Source organism: Lentzea sp. CC55 (genome assembly GCF_021056325.1).
Lineage (GTDB): Bacteria > Actinomycetota > Actinomycetes > Mycobacteriales > Pseudonocardiaceae > Lentzea > Lentzea jiangxiensis.
The window spans coordinates 161,478-176,985 of the sequence record NZ_JAJCXE010000043.1 but is presented as its reverse complement, the minus strand read 5'-3'; the positions used below and the strand labels follow the sequence as shown (position 1 = coordinate 176,985).

Below are 15,508 nucleotides of genomic sequence, written 5' to 3'. Positions count from 1 at the left end.
CGATGGTGACGGGCCATGCGCCAGCCAATCTGGGAACGGTGTTTCCACCACAGGCACCAGAGGAGGCACACGACAGGACCCGTCGGATGGCGGGCCGTTGCCAAGGTTACGGGAGTGGGTACGCCGGGAGCAAACCGGGGTGCCCGGATCACATTTCCGCAGGCTGAGCGGCCCCCACAACGCAAAACCGGGGCCACCTCGATGAGGCGGCCCCGGTCTCGCTGCTGCGTCAGTCCTCCTGGACCGGCGGTCCCGCGGGCCGCGACACGGCGCGGCGACGGCGGGTGGTGGTGACCACCGGTGCGGGCATCTGGACCTCGGGCTGCTTGGGCACCTCGACGACGATCGGCGCGGACGCCTCCACCGCGACCGGCGCACCGGCGGCGCGCTTGGCCGCACGGCGCCGCGGACGGGCCGCAGGGGCCTCCACAGCGGCCACAGGGGCCTCGGCGACGGGTTCGGGTGCGGAGACCGGCTGCGGGGCGGCGGCGGGCTCCTGCGCCTGCTCGGGCTCGGCGACCACGGGGCGCTGGGACCCGATGCGACCCGTCACCGCGGGCCCGGGCTCGGCGGCCGGCTGCTGCGCGCCGATGCGACCCGTGGCGACGGGCTGCTCCTGCGCGGGCTCGACGGGTCGCTGGGCACCGATGCGGCCGGTCGCGAGGGGCTTCTCGGCGATCGGTTCCGGGGTGACCGGCTCGATGAGCTCCTCGGCCGTCTCCTCGATCACCACGGGCTCGGTCTCGGACACCACGACCGGCTCGACCTCGACCGGCGCCGGGTCCTCGGCGACCTCGTGCGGCACGGTGCCGTTGAGCGCCTGCTCCTCGGCCACGACCGCGTCGACGACCGCCTGCGGCTCCTTGTCACGGCCGCGGCGGCGACGCCGGCGACGGCCGTGGCCCTCGTGCTCCTGGTCCGCGGCGACCACGTCCTCGGAGACGTCCTCCGGCTCACCCGGCTCGACGACGACCTCGGCCGGTGCCTCGGGCGCCTCGACCGACGCCTCGACGACCTCGGTGGTCTCGGCCGCCTGCTCGCCGCCGCCCTTGTTGCGGCGCGACTTGCGGCCGCCGCCCTGGGCCTGCTGCTGCTGCTGGCCACCGCCGTTGCCGCCGCCGTGCGAGTGCACGGGCTCGGTGGACACGACGACGCCACGGCCGCGGCAGTGCTCGCACGTCTGGCTGAACGCCTCGAGCAGGCCGGTGCCGACCCGCTTGCGGGTCATCTGGACGAGACCCAGCGAGGTGACCTCGGCGACCTGGTGGCGCGTGCGGTCACGGCCGAGGCACTCGGTCAGGCGGCGCAGCACCAGGTCGCGGTTCGACTCGAGCACCATGTCGATGAAGTCGATGACGATGATGCCGCCGATGTCGCGCAACCGGAGCTGGCGGACGATCTCCTCCGCCGACTCCAGGTTGTTGCGGGTGACGGTCTCCTCGAGGTTGCCGCCGGACCCGGTGAACTTGCCGGTGTTGACGTCGATGACCGTCATCGCCTCGGTGCGGTCGATGATCAGGTAGCCGCCCGAGGGCAGCCAGACCTTGCGGTCGAGCGCCTTGAGCAGCTGCTCGTCGATGCGGTACTCGACGAACGCGTCGTTGTTGCCGACGTGCTTCTTCAGGCGGTCCTGCAGGTCCGGCGCCACGTGGCGGACGTACGAGTCGATGACCTCCCACGCCTCGTCGCCCTGGACGACGAGCTGGGCGAAGTCCTCGGTGAACAGGTCGCGGACGACCTTCACCAGCAGGTCCGGCTCTTCGTAGAGCAGCGCCGGCGCCTTGGTGGAGGTGGTCTCGGACTTCTCCTTGATGACCTTCCACTGGGCCTGCAGACGCGTGACGTCGCGGCCGAGCTCCTCCTCGGAGATGCCCTCCGAGGCGGTGCGGATGATCACGCCGGCGTCCTCGGGGACGACGCGCTTGAGGATGTCCTTGAGGCGCTTGCGCTCGTTGTCCGGCAGCTTGCGGCTGATGCCCGTGGCACCGCCGCCCGGCACGTAGACGAGGAAGCGGCCGGGGAGGCTGATCTGGGTGGTGAGGCGGGCGCCCTTGTGGCCGACCGGGTCCTTCGTGACCTGGACGAGCACCGAGTCGCCGCTCGAGAGCGCCTGCTCGATCTTGCGGGACTTGCCCTCGAGACCGGCGGCGTCCCAGTCGACCTCACCGGCGTACAGCACGGCGTTGCGGCCGCGGCCGATGTCGATGAACGCGGCCTCCATGCTCGGCAGCACGTTCTGCACGCGGCCGAGGTACACGTTGCCGACGATCGAGCCGGAGCCCGACGACGTGACGAAGTGCTCGACCAGCACGCCGTCTTCCAGCACGCCGATCTGGGTGCGGTCGCCGCGCTCGCGGACGACCATCGTGCGGGCCACGGCCTCGCGGCGGGCCAGGAACTCGGCCTCGGTCAGCACCGGGGCGCGGCGGCGGCCGGCCTCGCGGCCGTCGCGGCGGCGCTGGCGCTTGGCCTCGAGGCGCGTGGAGCCGCGGATGCTGCGCACCTCGCTCTGCGCGGCCTCGGAGTCGGCCTTGTCGTCGCGCGCGTCGCGGGACTCGCGGACGTGCACGACCGTGTTCGGCGGGTCGTCCTCGGACGTCACGTCCTCGTCCGCGCCGGTCTTGCGGCGGCGGCGGCGACGGCGGCGGCGGGTCGAGCCCTCGTCGCCCTCGTCCTCGGTCTCGGCGGTGTCCTCGGACTCGGCGGTCTCAACCGCGTCCTCGGCCTCGTCGGACTCCTCGGAGCCCGCCTCGGCGTCGGTGCCCTTGCCGCGGCCACGGCCACGGCGGCCCCGGCGACGGCGACGGCGGCTGTCGCTCTCGTCGTCACCGTCGGCATCGGCGTCGGCATCGGCGTCGGTCTCCGCCTCGGCGGCGTCGAGCTCGTCCGCGGCGATCTCGCCGATGGACTTCTCGTCCTCGACCGGTTCCTCCTCGACGACGAACGGCGAGACGGGCGCCTTCGGGCGCTCGACCGGCGTCGGCGGCAGGAAGACCGCGCTCGGCGCGGCGAAGATCGGGGCGAGCGCCGGTGCCTCGAACGCCGGGACCGCGGGGGCCTCGTAGTCCTCGGTGACCTCGCCGGTGACGACGTCGTCCCAGTCGACGAGCGTCTCGGCGACCTTCAGCGCGACGTCGCGGCTGACGCTCGACTGCGCGCTGCGGGCGACCTCACCGAGGTCGGCCAGCGCCGTCATCACGTCCTTGCTGCTGACCGCCAGCAGCTTCGCCAGCGCGTGGACCCGCAGCTTGTCCGGCAGGTCCGCGAGTTCAGGGCGCGCGGCAACGACACCCTGCCCGCCGGTACCACCGGCAGGCTGTTCCTTGTTCGACATGCAGCTCCTCCACCCCCGGGCGCGTCCCGTGAGGACGCGGCCGCGCAGGGGCCTCTCTTGTCTCTCTCCGCCGCTGCTCGCGGCGGGAATCCTTGCCTCGCGCGCAGCGGCGTGGCGCCTCACCGGGCGCACGCTTGCGCAGGTCCCACGACGACGCCGCTGTCAGCGCCGCTCCTCCTAATCGCGCGTCGCGGCGAACGGCAGTTGGTGGACACTGTCTGCGCTCGTCAGGACTCTCTGTCCTGCTGGAGCGGGTCCACCAGCCTGCCTTCGCCGTCGAGCCGTCCCTGCGCCATCCGGGTTGCTCTCGCAGGTACCGGCGGCACGAGGTCGGCCACGACGCGAAGCGCGTTCAGCACGTCGTCGGGTCGGACGGTAGGCGTTACCTGCCGAACGACCGTCATGAGTATCCCACACGGTTGTGACATTCCGGCGTCATCGTGTCCGGCGTCGCTCGAACGGGGTTCGACCAGCGCCGACACGACGGCGGGCCGCACGTCGAGCATCTTCGTGCCGCTCTTGGTGAGCCGTTCGACCTCCACGGACTCCTCCGCGAGGAAGGCGCTCACCGCCCGCGCGAGCTCTTCCGGCTCCACGCCGTCGAGCTCGATGCGCCACTCGCTCGCGTCGATGCGCTCGGTGAGGTTGCCGCCTCTGGCCTGGACGATGTCGACGACGTCGATGCCGGGTGGCAACGCCTCGTCGAGCGCCGTCCTGAGGGCCACGGGGTCGACCTCCTCGACCACGGACACCTCGACGTACTCCGCCTCGCTGGCGACGCCGGTCGGCGCGGCGCCGACCCACGACACCTTCGGGTGAGGGCTGAACCCCTGCGAGTACGCCATAGGTACGCCTGCGCGGCGCAGCGCACGTTCGAACGTGCGAGCGATGTCGCGGTGCGAGGTGAAACGCAGCCTCCCCCGCTTGGTGTAGCGGAGGCGCAGTTTCTGCACGGCGGCGGCCGACGGGTTGTTGGGCAGGTTGCGGCTCAGTGGTGCTCCCGAGTGGTGTTCCGACGGGTGAGCGGTCCCATCGGCGCAGGCTGTTCGTCCGGTAGGACGGTACCGTGAACCTGATTCAGAACGTTCAGCTTGTCTAGATCGTTGTGCGTGGTTACGGTCCGGCTGACTGGACGCCCTGCCTACCTGGAGGTCCCTGGTGCCTCTGCTCCACCGCGCTCGAGCGGCGGCGTTGACCGCGTTGCTCGCCGCAGGGTGCATGACGGCGTCCCTGCCCGCGGCCGCGCAGCCCTGGGTCTCCCCCGCGACCCCGTCGTGCATCCAGCCGGGTCCGCTGCTGCGCTACCTCGTGGTGTTCTCGCAGCTCACGACCCCTGCGGTGGCTGACGCGGAGATCACTGGGGCCTGCGGCACCACGACCGTCTACTACCCCGAGATCTCGGTCGCCGTCGCGACCTCGCCGGACCCGTCCTTCCTCAAGCTGATCGGCCCGCAGCGCGCTTACAGCGCCCAGGGCGAGAGCATCGCCAAGCGGTCGCCGAAGCGGAAGAAGGACGACACGGAGCTCCTGCGGCCGGCCGGAGCGCGCTCCGGCGAGCAATGGGACATGGATCTCATCAAGACCTCCGCCGCCCACGAGATCACCACGGGTGACAAGTCCGTCGTCGTGGGCGTGCTGGACTCCGGCGTCGACCCGCGCCACCCCGACCTGGCCGCCGCTCTGGCACCGGAGCTGTCCGCGGGGTGCCTGACCGGCAAGCCCGACCCGTCGCCGTCCGCGTGGGCCCCGACGACGTCCGCCCACGGCACGCACGTGGCCGGCACCATCGCCGCGGCCGACGACGGCCGGGGCATCACGGGCGTCGCGCCGGGCGTGCGCATCGCGTCCGTGAAGGTCGTCGACGACGAGGGCTTCATCTACCCCGAGTACGCGGTGTGCGGCTTCATGTGGGCCGCCTCGCAGAACATGACGATCACGAACAACAGCTACTTCATCGACCCGTACCTGTTCACGTGCCAGAGCGCGCCGGGCCAGCGGGTCATCTACGAGGCCGTGCGCCGGGCCGTCGACTACGCGACCTCACGCGACGTGCTGACCGTGGCCGCCGCCGGGAACGCCGCGGCGGACCTGTCGAGGCCGGGCCGCGACTCGATGTCCCCGACGAACGGCGACGCCCAGACCAGGCCCGTCGACTCGACCTGCGTGGTGCTGCCGGCGCAGCTCAAGAACGTGGTCGGCGTGTCGGCGGTGGAGTCGACCAAGACGAAGGCCGGGTACAGCTCGTACGGCCTGGGCGCGATCGACGTGACCGCGCCGGGTGGCGACGCGCGCACGCCGGCCGGGTGCGTGCTGTCGACCGTGCCGACCGGCTACGACTACTCGTGCGGAACGTCGATGGCGGCCCCGCACGCGGCCGGGGTGGCGGCGCTGATCGCGTCGACGCATCCCGAGGCGGACGCGGTGTCGCTGGGGCGCATGCTGAACGCGCAGGCGGAGACGCTGGCGTGCCCGGCCGACTACGACCTGAACGGCACGGGCGTGCAGGACGCGTTCTGCACCGGCTATTCGGAGTACAACTCGTTCTACGGGCACGGGCTCGTGGACGCGCTGGCCGCGGTCACGAAGTAGGCCCCGCGAACGAAGCAGGGCCCGCTTTCGCGGGCCCTGACCTCGTGCGACTCGGAGGAGCTACGGCGTGAGCGCCGGGTTCTTCACCGGCGAGCCGACACCGACCGGTGAGATCGGCAGCAGCTTGCGGCCCGTCGGACCCACCTCGATGTCCGTGCCCATCGCCGGGCAGACACCGCAGTCGAAGCACGGCGTCCAGCGGCAGTCGTCCTGCTCGCGCTCGTCGAGCGCGTCCTGCCAGTCGGCCCAGAGCCACTCCTTGTCGAGGCCCGAGTCGAGGTGGTCCCAGGGCAGGACCTCCAGCTCCTCGCGCTCGCGGGTGGTGAACCAGGCGAGGTCGACGCCGAGCGGTTCGAGCTGCTCCGCGGCCTTCGCGGTCCAGCGGTCGTAGCTGAAGTGCTCGCTCCAGCCGTCGAACCGGCCGCCGTCCCGCCACACGGCCTCGATGACCTTGCCGATGCGGCGGTCACCGCGGCTGAGCAGGCCTTCGATGAGGCTCGGCTTGCCGTCGTGGTAGCGCATGCCGATGTTGCGGCCGAGGCTGCGGTCGGCGTTGACGGCCTCGCGGAGCTTGCGCAGCCGGTCGTCGACGACGTCCGGGTCGCACTGCGGGGCCCACTGGAACGGCGTGTGCGGCTTGGGCACGAAACCGCCGATCGAGATGGTGCAGCGGACGTCGTTGCGGCCGCTGGCCTGGCGGCCGGCGCGGATGACGTTCTTCGCCATCTCCGCGATCTGCAGGACGTCCTCGTCCTCCTCGGTCGGCAGGCCGCACATGAAGTACAGCTTCACCTGCCGCCAGCCGTTGGAGAACGCGGCCGACACCGTCCTGATGAGGTCTTCTTCGGACACCATCTTGTTGATGACGCGGCGCATCCGCTCGCTGCCGCCCTCGGGCGCGAAGGTGAGGCCCGAGCGCCGCCCGTTGCGGGACAGCTCGTTCGCGAGGTCGATGTTGAACGCGTCTACGCGGGTGCTCGGCAGGCTCAGGCCCGTGTTCGTGCCCTCGTAGCGGTCGGCGAGGCCCTTGGTGATCTCGGCGATCTCGCTGTGGTCGGCGCTCGACAGCGACAGCAGGCCGACCTCTTCGAAGCCGGTCGCCTCCAGGCCCTTCTGGACCATGGCGCCGATGCCCTCGATGGACCGCTCGCGCACCGGACGGGTGATCATGCCCGCCTGGCAGAAGCGGCAGCCGCGGGTGCAGCCGCGGAAGATCTCGACGCTCATCCGCTCGTGGACGCTCTCGGCGAGCGGCACCAGGGGCTGCTTCGGGTACGGCCACGCGTCGAGGTCCATCGTGGTGCGCTTGAACACGCGGTACGGGACCCGGTCGCGGTTCGGCACGACGCGCTGGATGCGGCCGTCCGGCAGGTACTCCACGTCGTAGAAGCGCGGGATGTACACGCCGCCGGTTTCGGCGAGCCTGGTCAGCACCTCGTCGCGGCCGCCGGGGCAGCCCTCGGCCTTCCACGCGCGGACGATGTCGGTGATCTCGAGGACGGCCTCCTCGCCGTCGCCGAGCACCGCCGCGTCCACGAAGTCCGCGATCGGCTCCGGGTTGAACGCGGCGTGCCCACCGGCGACCACGATCGGGTCGTCCTCGGTGCGGTCGGCGGCGTGCAGCGGGATGCCGGCGAGGTCCAGCGCCGTCAGCATGTTCGTGTAGCCCAGCTCCGTCGCGAAGCTGATGCCCATCAGGTCGAACGCCTTCAGCGGGCGGTGCCCGTCGACCGTGAACTGCGGGACGTCGTGCTCGCGCATGAGCTTCTCGAGGTCCGGCCACACGGCGTACGTGCGCTCGGCGAGCACGTCCGGCAGCTCGTTGAGGATCTCGTAGAGGATCATCACGCCCTGGTTGGGCAGGCCGACCTCGTACGCGTCGGGGTACATCAAAGCCCAGCGCACGGACGCCGCGTCCCAGTCCTTGACGGTCGCGTTGAGCTCCCCGCCGACGTACTGCACCGGCTTGGAGATCCGCGGCAGCAGAGGCTCCAACCTGGGGAAAACAGACTCGACACTCACGCGACCAGAGTAACGGCCCCTCCGGGGAGGGGCCGAATCGCGTGCCGGGACCGGTTTTCGATCAGTCCAGCAACAGCTTCCCCAGGCGCCGTGCCGCCACGACCGTGCCCGCGGCCGCCATCACCGCGAAGTAGGCGAGGTGGCCGAGCACGCCCCAGCCGACGACGCCCAGCGTGAGGCCGCGCATCAGCTCGATGGCCTGGTAGAGCGGCGTCCACGTGACCACGGTCTGCAGCCAGCCCGGGTAGACCGACAGCGGGTAGAACGTCGTCGAGAACAGGAACAACGGCAGCACCGCGAGCTGCACGAGGTCGAAGTCCTGCCACGACCTCATGAACGTCGTGGCCGCCATGCCCACCGCCGCGAACGCGAACGCCACCAGCAGCGCCGCGGGCAGCGCCAGCAACGCCCACGGCGAGGCGATGAGCCCCATCCCGAGCATCACGCCGAGGAACCCGGCCGAGTAGAGGCCGCCCCGCAGCAGCGCCCACGAGATCTCGCCGATGGCGATGTCCATCGGCCCCATCGGGGTCGTGAGCATCGCGTCGTAGAGCTTCGCGTACTTGAACTTGAAGAACACGTTGAACGTCGCGTCGTACACGGCGCCGTTCATCGCGCTCGCCGCCAGCAGCGCGGGCGCCACGAACGCCGCGTAGCTGATCGGCTGCCCGTCCGGCCCGGCCACCGACGACACCATCTGCCCGAACCCGAGCCCCAGCGACCACAGGAACAGCAGCGGCTCGAACGCCCCGCCGATCAGCACGAACCACGCCCGCCGGTTCGCCACCGCGGACCGTTCGACGAGCATGCTCGCCTTGCGCCCGTAGAGCCCCGGCGGGATCACGCGCCACAGCAACCCCACGCCGGCGGGTTTCGCCTGGCCGGCGCGGTCGAGGGTCTGCGTCATGTCACATCGCCAACCTTCGGTGGAAGAACTTCACGCCGAGCGCGACCCCCACGGCCACCAACGCCCCGAGGTACGCGATGTGCCCCAACGCCGGCAACACACCCAACGTCCCGAACGTCGCCCCGCGCGCGAGCTCGATGCCGTGCCAAGCCGGCGTCAGCCACACCAGCGGCAGCAACCAGTCCGGCAGTTGGCTGACCGGGAAGAACGCGCCGGTGAACAACGTCATCGGCATCAGCACGAACCGGAAGATGTTGTTGAACGCGTCCGGCTTGTCCAAGGTCGCGCTGTACGCCACCAGCGGCACGCTGAACGCCAGCCCCGCCAGCGTCGCCAGCGGGATCGCCAGCAGGATCCCCGGCCCGGCCGCCGCACCGAGCAGCGCCGCGATGCCCACGAACACACCCGCCCGCAGCAGCAGCTGCGAACCGATCCACATCACCTGCGAGTAGAGCACCTGCGCCGGCGTGATCGGCGTGGCCACCATCGCCACGAACGACTTCTGCCACATGAACTGCGACATCACCGGGAACGTCGACTCGAACGCCGCCCCCTGCACCGCCGTGACCACGATCAGCGCGGGCGCGAGGTACTGCAGGTACGGCACGCCCCCGATCAACGCCGTCGACTGCACCTGCGACCCGAACCCCAGCCCGAGCGCCAGCAGGAACAGCACCGGCGTCAGGAAGCTCGACACCGCCGTGGCCCGCCAGTTGCGCCGGTACCACGTCCAGGTCTTCTCGAACCCGAACCAGGAAGCCCTCAACGTCTCCATCAGTCCACCAGCGTCCGGCCGGTGAGCCGCAGGAACACGTCCTCCAGCGAACTGCGCCGCACCAGGCTCTGCACGGGCTGAACCCCTTGCTCGTGCACCTTCGCGAGCGTCTGCTCCCCGTCCGGCGTGTACAGCAACAACCGGTCCGGCAACACCTCGACCCTGTCGGCGAACCGCGCCAGGTCCGGTTTCTCCGCCCCGGGCCGGAACCGCAGCTCCAGCACCTCCTTGGTGGAGTACCGGTTGATCAACTCGCTCGGCGACCCCTCCGCCGCGATCCGCCCGCCGTCCATGACGACGAGCCGGTCGCACAGCTGCTCGGCCTCGTCCATGTAGTGCGTCGTGATGATCAGCGTGACGCCGTCCTGCTTGAGCCGGAACAGCCTGTCCCACAGCAGGTGCCGCGCCTGCGGGTCCAACCCGGTCGTCGGCTCGTCGAGCAGCAGCAGCTCGGGGTCGTTCACCAGCGACCGCGCGATCGTCAGCCGCCGCTTCATGCCGCCGGACAACGGCTCGACCTCGTGGTCCGCCCGGTCCGACAGCTGCGCGAACTCCAGCAACTCCTCGGCCTTCTCCCGGCACCTCGCCCGCGACATCCCGAAGTACCGGCCGTAGATCTGCAGGTTCTGCCGCACCGTCAGCTCGGTGTCGAGGTTGTCGAGCTGCGGCACCACCCCCAGCCGCGCGCGGATCTTCGGCCCCTGCGTGGCGGGGTCCATGCCGAGCACCTCGAGATCCCCGCCCGTGCGCCCGGAGACGCAGGAAATCATCCGCATGGTCGACGACTTGCCCGCCCCGTTGGGCCCGAGGAACCCGAACGCCTCACCCCTGCGCACCCCGACGTCGATCCCGCGCACTGCCTCGAACGATCCGAAGTGCTTGGTCAGAGCTTTGGCCTCAACGAGGTTGTCCACCCACCCGACGTTAACGAACCCCTCCGACAATTTTCGACGCAATTACGATCGCCCCATGCCCACCCCGGAACTGCACTGGCTCACCGAAGCCGACGACCACCTCCGCGCCGAGATCCACGCGGTGGTGCATGACGTGGTGGCGGCAGGCGGTGCGGTCGGCTACCACGAGCCCCCTACCTACGACCGCATCTCCACCTGGCTCGACACGGTCCTCAAGCAGGTCCGCGACGGCGACGCAGCCTTCACCGCGGCCCTCGTGGACGGCGTCGTACGAGCAGTGGGCCTGTGGCGCCGGGGCCCGACCGCCGTGTTCCAGCACCGGGCGGAGGTCCAGCAGGTGATGGCGCACCCGTCCGCCCGCGGCCTGGGACTCGGCCGCCTGGTGGTGGAGGGCCTGGTCGACAACGCACGCGCCAGGGGCATCGAGATCGTCATGCTCGGCGTGCGCGGCAACAACCACGGCGCGATCGAGCTCTACGAGAGCATCGGCTTCCGGGAGTGGGGACGGATGCCGAACGCGATCGCCGTGGGCACCGAACGGTGGGACGACGTGCGGATGTACCTGCCGCTCGGCTACCCCGAGGGCACGATCCTCAACGGCGCCAAGGCAGGCGGCCTGGGCAGCAGCCCCCGGCGAGCCTGACCACGACGTCGCGGCCAGGTCACGCGACGCCGACGGCGAGCCGCCAGGAGAACCCGCCAGGGGGAGCCGCCAGGGGGAGCCGCCAGGGCGAGCCGCCGGCCATAGCCGCACAGGGATCACCCGCGAAGGCGACAGCCCGCGACCGCCGAAAGGCGGCACCGCAAGCTGACGCAGGCGTCCCCCCGATCCGGGAACCCCTGCATCTCAACGTACTCAGGTGGTCCGACAAGATCAGAAAGCAAAGGGGCCCCCACCGAAACCGGTGAAGGCCCCTTCGACTCCCCGACCCCACTCAGAGGTTCGGGAACCAGATCTTGATCTCGCGCTCGGCCGACTCGGCGGAGTCCGACCCGTGCACCAGGTTGTACTGGACCTCGGTGCCGAAGTCGCCGCGGATCGTGCCGGGCGTGGCCTTCTCGACGGGGTCGGTGCCACCGGCCAGCTGGCGGAAGGCCGGGATCGCCCGGACACCCTCCACGACCAGGGCGACGAGGGGGCCACCGGTGATGAAGTCGACCAGGTCGCCGTAGAACGGCTTGCCGTCGTGCTCCGCGTAGTGCTGCTCAGCGGTGGCGCGGTCGGCGGTGCGCAGCTCGAGGGCGGCGAGCTTCAGGCCCTTGCGCTCGATGCGGGCGATCACCTCGCCGACGAGACCACGGGCGACGCCATCGGGCTTAACGAGAACCAGGGTGCGCTCGGACACGACGGTGTGACTCCTTGGGGAACAGGTACGGGATGTGCGAGCAAGGGTAGCCGCGCACGGCGAGCGCAGTTCGGGAGGGCTGTGACCGGCGGTACCCCCGGCACCGGGTGCGTGACCCGCCGCGGAACCGGCCCGGCCGGTGCGTGTTCTTCACAGAACCGGCTTCGTCAAGGAGCCGGAAGCACGCAATCCCAACTTCGCAATTTTGCGCATCGATCTCGTCGCCCGCGCGAAAAACCAGACGCGATTTCGATAGGCACTCGATAAATACAGAATGCACATTGCCACACGAACTGGAATCGTTCACTCGATCGTGTGGTACCTAGCGCAGTTTTCCGACACCTCCAGGTAGGAAGTAACGGCGCCGATCGCTCTTTCGATGAGGAAGAAGTGCTCGATCGGGTGATCATTCGTCCTGATCCCGTCCTGCAAGACCGAAATAACCCGGAGTGACTTCTGCCAGGCGACCATCGAGCCGCATTCAGCGCCCTCGCCGACGCGTTGACGCAGTGCCACGCGGATCGGACCACGGGAGCGTTGTGCGTTTCCGGTAATGCGGGCGGGCTGTTCCACCTGCGACGCGGTGTGGTGATCGCGGTCGGCAGCGCCGGCTCCCCCGGGGTGGAGACGCTGCTGGTGAAGTCGGGACGGGTGAGCGCGGAGGACTGGGAAGCGGCACTCGCGGAGAGCGCCGGGCCCCGGTCGCTCGCGGCGGCGCTCGTCACCCGGTGCGGGCTCGAGGCCGCCGAGGTCCACGCCCTCGCGAGGGCCGCGCTGCGGGACGCGGCTTTCGCGGTCGCCGCCGGTGACGTCGAGAAGTGCGCCGTCGTCGGCGATTCCGGTGAGACACCCCTGCTGACCACGGGCGGAGGCGTTGCCCCCGGCCTGGTGCTGGCGGACGTGGCGGACCGGCTCCACGAGATCGCCGCGCTCCCGTTCCCGCTGTCTCCCTACCGGGACCGGGTGGTGGCCGCCGGCGGGACCGACCCGTCCGGGCTGCCCGCGCCGCGGCGGGAGATCGTCGCGCACGCGACCGGGAGGCGCAGCGCGAGGGACATCGCGTTCGCGGTCGGCAGGGGCCTGCACCCGGTCACCGTCGAGATCTCCCGGATGCTCGGTGAGGAGCTGCTGGAAATCGCTCCGCTCGCGACCGCTTTCAGTTTTTCACACCGGGGACTGCCCTCGCTGCGCCCTCGGGTCGCGGCGGGGCGGACCAGCGGAAAGGAACAACATTGGACTACGACGCCCTGGCCGCCGAACTGCGGAAGCTCCGGGAGAACGTCGCCGGGGTGACCGACACGGTACTGGCCGCGTCCGACGGGATTCCCATTCTCACCGACGTGGCGAAGAACGTCGAGCCCGCGCACATCTCCGCACTCGCCGCCGCCGATCTGGGAATCGCCCGCCAGGCATCGGAGGTGATCGGTCTGGGCAAGCTCAGCCAGACCGTCGTTTTCGGCAGCGAAGGCTACATGGCCGTGTACTCCATCAGCAGAACGGCTCTGATGGTCGTGCTCGGGGACAAAGGACTGAACCTCGGACGCCTTCTCCACGAAACACGTCCGGCGATCGAGCGGATCGGCTCGATCATGACCACCTAGCGCACCGTCCACCGAACAAAAAATGGTCGCCGCACATGTCCGCCCTTGGCTCGTTGCTCTCGTCCATGTGGAGACGTGTCCGCCCCCGGCCGGAGCCCGGCGAATCGATCACGTCGTCCCGGTCACCAGTTGACACAGAAAAGTGGAGTCTGATGAACATCGATATCGCGATGAAAGAGGCCATGTCCATCTCCGGCGCCGTCGGCGTCGCGCTGGTCGACTACGACAGCGGGATGTCGCTCGGCACCGGCGGTGGAGGCGACTGGCTGAACCTGGAGATCGCGGCGGCCGGCAACACCGAGGTCGTCCGGTCGAAGCTCCGGGTGATGCAGACCCTCGGCCTCAACGACACCATCGAGGACATCCTGATCACCCTGCACCGCCAGTACCACCTGATCCGGCTGATGAGCGGCGTGAAGGCCCGGGGGTCGCTGTTCCTGTACCTCGTGCTGGAGCGCGACCAGTCGAACCTCGCGCTGGCGCGCCACCAGCTCAAGCGCATCGAGAACGAGCTGCAGGTCTGAGCGGCTCGGGAAGGGGTGCGGGCCGGGGGAACCGGCACGCACCCCTTTCCGCGTCAGTGCACCAGAACGGGCTTGGCGTCGCGGGACACGGCGACCTGCCGCAGCACGAACACCGCGAGTGCCAGCGCCACCGCCACGAGCACGGCGGAGATCCAGAACGCCAGGTGGAAGCCCGAGGTCAGTGCCTCGAGCCGGTCGACACCCGACGCCAGCAACGACGACGTGTAGGTCGTCGAGGTCGTGGCCAGCACCGCGAGCCCCAGTGCGCCGCCGACCTGCGCGGTCGTGTTCACCAGACCGGACGCGAGCCCGGCCTCGTCGTGCGCCGCACCCGACATCGCGAGCGTCATCAGAGCCGGGAACGACAGGCCCATGCCGATGCCGATCGGCGCCACGGCGGGCAGGATGTGCGCCACGTACGAGCCGTCGACCGGCACCTGCGTGAACACCAGCATGCCGACGAGCATCAGGGACAGGCCCAGGATCAGCATGTTCCGCTCGCCGAACCGCGCGTTCAGGCGTGCCGAGAGCGACACCGAGAACACCGCGATCGCCACCGCCACGGGCATGAACGCGAGGCCGATCTGCAACGGCGTGTACTGCAGCACGAGCTGCATGTAGAGCGTGCCGAGGAAGAACAGCCCGAACATGCCGGCGACCATCGAGATCTGCACCAGGTTCGCGCCGCTGACGTTGCGGGACTTGAACACCCGCAGCGGCAGCAGCGGCTTCTGCGCGGTCCGCTGGCGCAGCACGAACCCCGCCAGCAACGCCAGTGCGACGGCACCCAGTCCGAGGGTGTGCGCGGAGCCGAAGCCGTGGTGCTCGGCCTTGACGATCGTGTAGACGCCGAGCATCACCGCGGCGACGATCAGCAGCGCGCCCAGGACGTCCGCACCCTCGCGCAGGCCCAGCCCGGCGGAGTCCGGCACCAGGCGCACGGCGGCGACGGCGGCCACGATGCCGATCGGGATGTTCACGAAGAAGATCCAGTGCCACGACATGGCGTCCGTGAGCACACCGCCGAGCAGCAGGCCGATGGACGCACCGGCCGCCGCGACGAAGCTGAACACGCCGATGGCACGCCGCTGCTCGTCGGGCTCGGGGAACATCGTCACGACCATGCCCAGCGTCACGGACGTGGCCAGCGCACCGCCCGCGCCCTGCACGAACCGCGACACGATCAGCATCTCGGAGCTCACGGCCAGGCCGCACAGCAGCGACGCGACCGTGAAGACGCCGAGGCCGATCAGGAACACCTTCTTGTGCCCGATCAGGTCACCGAGGCGACCCGCGAGCAGGAGCAGACCGCCGTAGGCGATCAGGTACGCGTTGACGACCCAGGCCAGCCCGGCCTGACCGAACTTCAGGTCCTCCTCGATCGCGGGCAGCGCGACGTTCACGATCGTCTGGTCCAGCACGATCATCAACATCCCCGCGCACAGCACGACCAGCGCGAGCCAGCGCGCGTCGGTCTTCGATCCCCCTGTAGTCAT

The 15,508-nt window shown here is 70.2% G+C and carries 14 protein-coding genes; 5 read left to right on the top strand and 9 right to left on the bottom strand.

Going from position 1 to position 15,508, the window contains the following annotated elements; all coding sequences use genetic code 11:
* Positions 1-229: 229 nt before the first annotated feature.
* Together L6E10_RS28055 and L6E10_RS28050 are read right to left on the bottom strand one after the other, a co-directional pair.
* Positions 230-3,334 carry a translation initiation factor IF-2 N-terminal domain-containing protein gene (locus tag L6E10_RS28055; protein ID WP_236222967.1) on the bottom strand — a complete coding sequence of 1,035 codons (3,105 nt, stop codon included), beginning with the start codon at positions 3,332-3,334 and terminating at the stop codon, positions 230-232.
* A 227-nt stretch (positions 3,335-3,561) separates the two neighbouring features.
* Entirely contained in the window at positions 3,562-4,287 is a 726-nt protein-coding gene (locus L6E10_RS28050) for a TIGR03936 family radical SAM-associated protein (protein WP_236222966.1), read from the bottom strand.
* 205 nt (positions 4,288-4,492) lie between these two features.
* Here L6E10_RS28050 and L6E10_RS28045 point away from each other — a divergent pair, with 205 nt between their 5' ends.
* Positions 4,493-5,923: a S8 family serine peptidase gene (locus tag L6E10_RS28045; RefSeq protein ID WP_236222964.1), complete on the top strand. Its 1,431-nt coding sequence runs from the start codon at positions 4,493-4,495 to the stop codon at positions 5,921-5,923.
* 60 nt (positions 5,924-5,983) lie between these two features.
* Here L6E10_RS28045 and L6E10_RS28040 read toward each other — a convergent pair whose 3' ends face one another.
* The 4 genes from L6E10_RS28040 to L6E10_RS28025 all read right to left on the bottom strand — a co-directional run bounded on the left by L6E10_RS28040 (position 5,984) and on the right by L6E10_RS28025 (position 10,541).
* Complete coding sequence (locus L6E10_RS28040; RefSeq protein ID WP_090100110.1) at positions 5,984-7,945, bottom strand: TIGR03960 family B12-binding radical SAM protein; 1,962 nt, start codon at positions 7,943-7,945, stop codon at positions 5,984-5,986.
* A 61-nt stretch (positions 7,946-8,006) separates the two neighbouring features.
* Entirely contained in the window at positions 8,007-8,852 is an 846-nt protein-coding gene (locus tag L6E10_RS28035; RefSeq protein WP_236222963.1) for an ABC transporter permease, read from the bottom strand.
* Between the two features lies 1 nt (position 8,853).
* Entirely contained in the window at positions 8,854-9,627 is a 774-nt protein-coding gene (locus L6E10_RS28030) for an ABC transporter permease (RefSeq protein ID WP_236222961.1), read from the bottom strand.
* Positions 9,627-10,541, bottom strand: a complete 915-nt coding sequence (locus L6E10_RS28025) for an ABC transporter ATP-binding protein (RefSeq protein WP_236222959.1) — start codon at positions 10,539-10,541, stop codon at positions 9,627-9,629. Before L6E10_RS28025 ends, L6E10_RS28030 begins: the two co-directional genes overlap by 1 nt.
* A 55-nt stretch (positions 10,542-10,596) precedes the next feature.
* On the opposite strand from L6E10_RS28025, the gene L6E10_RS28020 reads away from it, so the two are divergent.
* On the top strand, positions 10,597-11,184 hold the full coding sequence (locus tag L6E10_RS28020; RefSeq protein ID WP_236222957.1) for a GNAT family N-acetyltransferase: 588 nt from the start codon (positions 10,597-10,599) through the stop codon (positions 11,182-11,184).
* A 292-nt stretch (positions 11,185-11,476) separates the two neighbouring features.
* Here the strand turns inward: L6E10_RS28020 and ndk are convergent, their stop codons facing one another.
* Both ndk and L6E10_RS28010 read right to left on the bottom strand, forming a co-directional pair.
* Positions 11,477-11,887: a nucleoside-diphosphate kinase gene (ndk, locus tag L6E10_RS28015; RefSeq protein ID WP_089928249.1), complete on the bottom strand. Its 411-nt coding sequence runs from the start codon at positions 11,885-11,887 to the stop codon at positions 11,477-11,479.
* 303 nt (positions 11,888-12,190) lie between these two features.
* The gene (locus L6E10_RS28010) at positions 12,191-12,460 is read right to left on the bottom strand and encodes a hypothetical protein (RefSeq protein WP_236222955.1); all 270 of its coding nucleotides are present in this window, start codon (positions 12,458-12,460) and stop codon (positions 12,191-12,193) included.
* Positions 12,461-12,475: 15 nt separating this feature from the next.
* Between L6E10_RS28010 and L6E10_RS28005 the strand changes: the two genes are divergently transcribed.
* The 3 genes from L6E10_RS28005 to L6E10_RS27995 all read left to right on the top strand — a co-directional run bounded on the left by L6E10_RS28005 (position 12,476) and on the right by L6E10_RS27995 (position 14,012).
* Positions 12,476-13,180, top strand: a complete 705-nt coding sequence (locus L6E10_RS28005) for a hypothetical protein (RefSeq protein WP_236222954.1) — start codon at positions 12,476-12,478, stop codon at positions 13,178-13,180.
* A complete protein-coding gene (locus tag L6E10_RS28000) occupies positions 13,120-13,488 on the top strand; it encodes a roadblock/LC7 domain-containing protein (protein WP_236222952.1) in 369 nt (122 codons plus the stop codon). Before L6E10_RS28005 ends, L6E10_RS28000 begins: the two co-directional genes overlap by 61 nt.
* A gap of 152 nt (positions 13,489-13,640) precedes the next feature.
* The gene (locus L6E10_RS27995) at positions 13,641-14,012 is read left to right on the top strand and encodes a hypothetical protein (protein WP_236222950.1); all 372 of its coding nucleotides are present in this window, start codon (positions 13,641-13,643) and stop codon (positions 14,010-14,012) included.
* Positions 14,013-14,065: 53 nt separating this feature from the next.
* On the opposite strand, the gene L6E10_RS27990 is transcribed toward L6E10_RS27995, so the two are convergent.
* Complete coding sequence (locus L6E10_RS27990) at positions 14,066-15,508, bottom strand: DHA2 family efflux MFS transporter permease subunit (RefSeq protein WP_236222948.1); 1,443 nt, start codon at positions 15,506-15,508, stop codon at positions 14,066-14,068.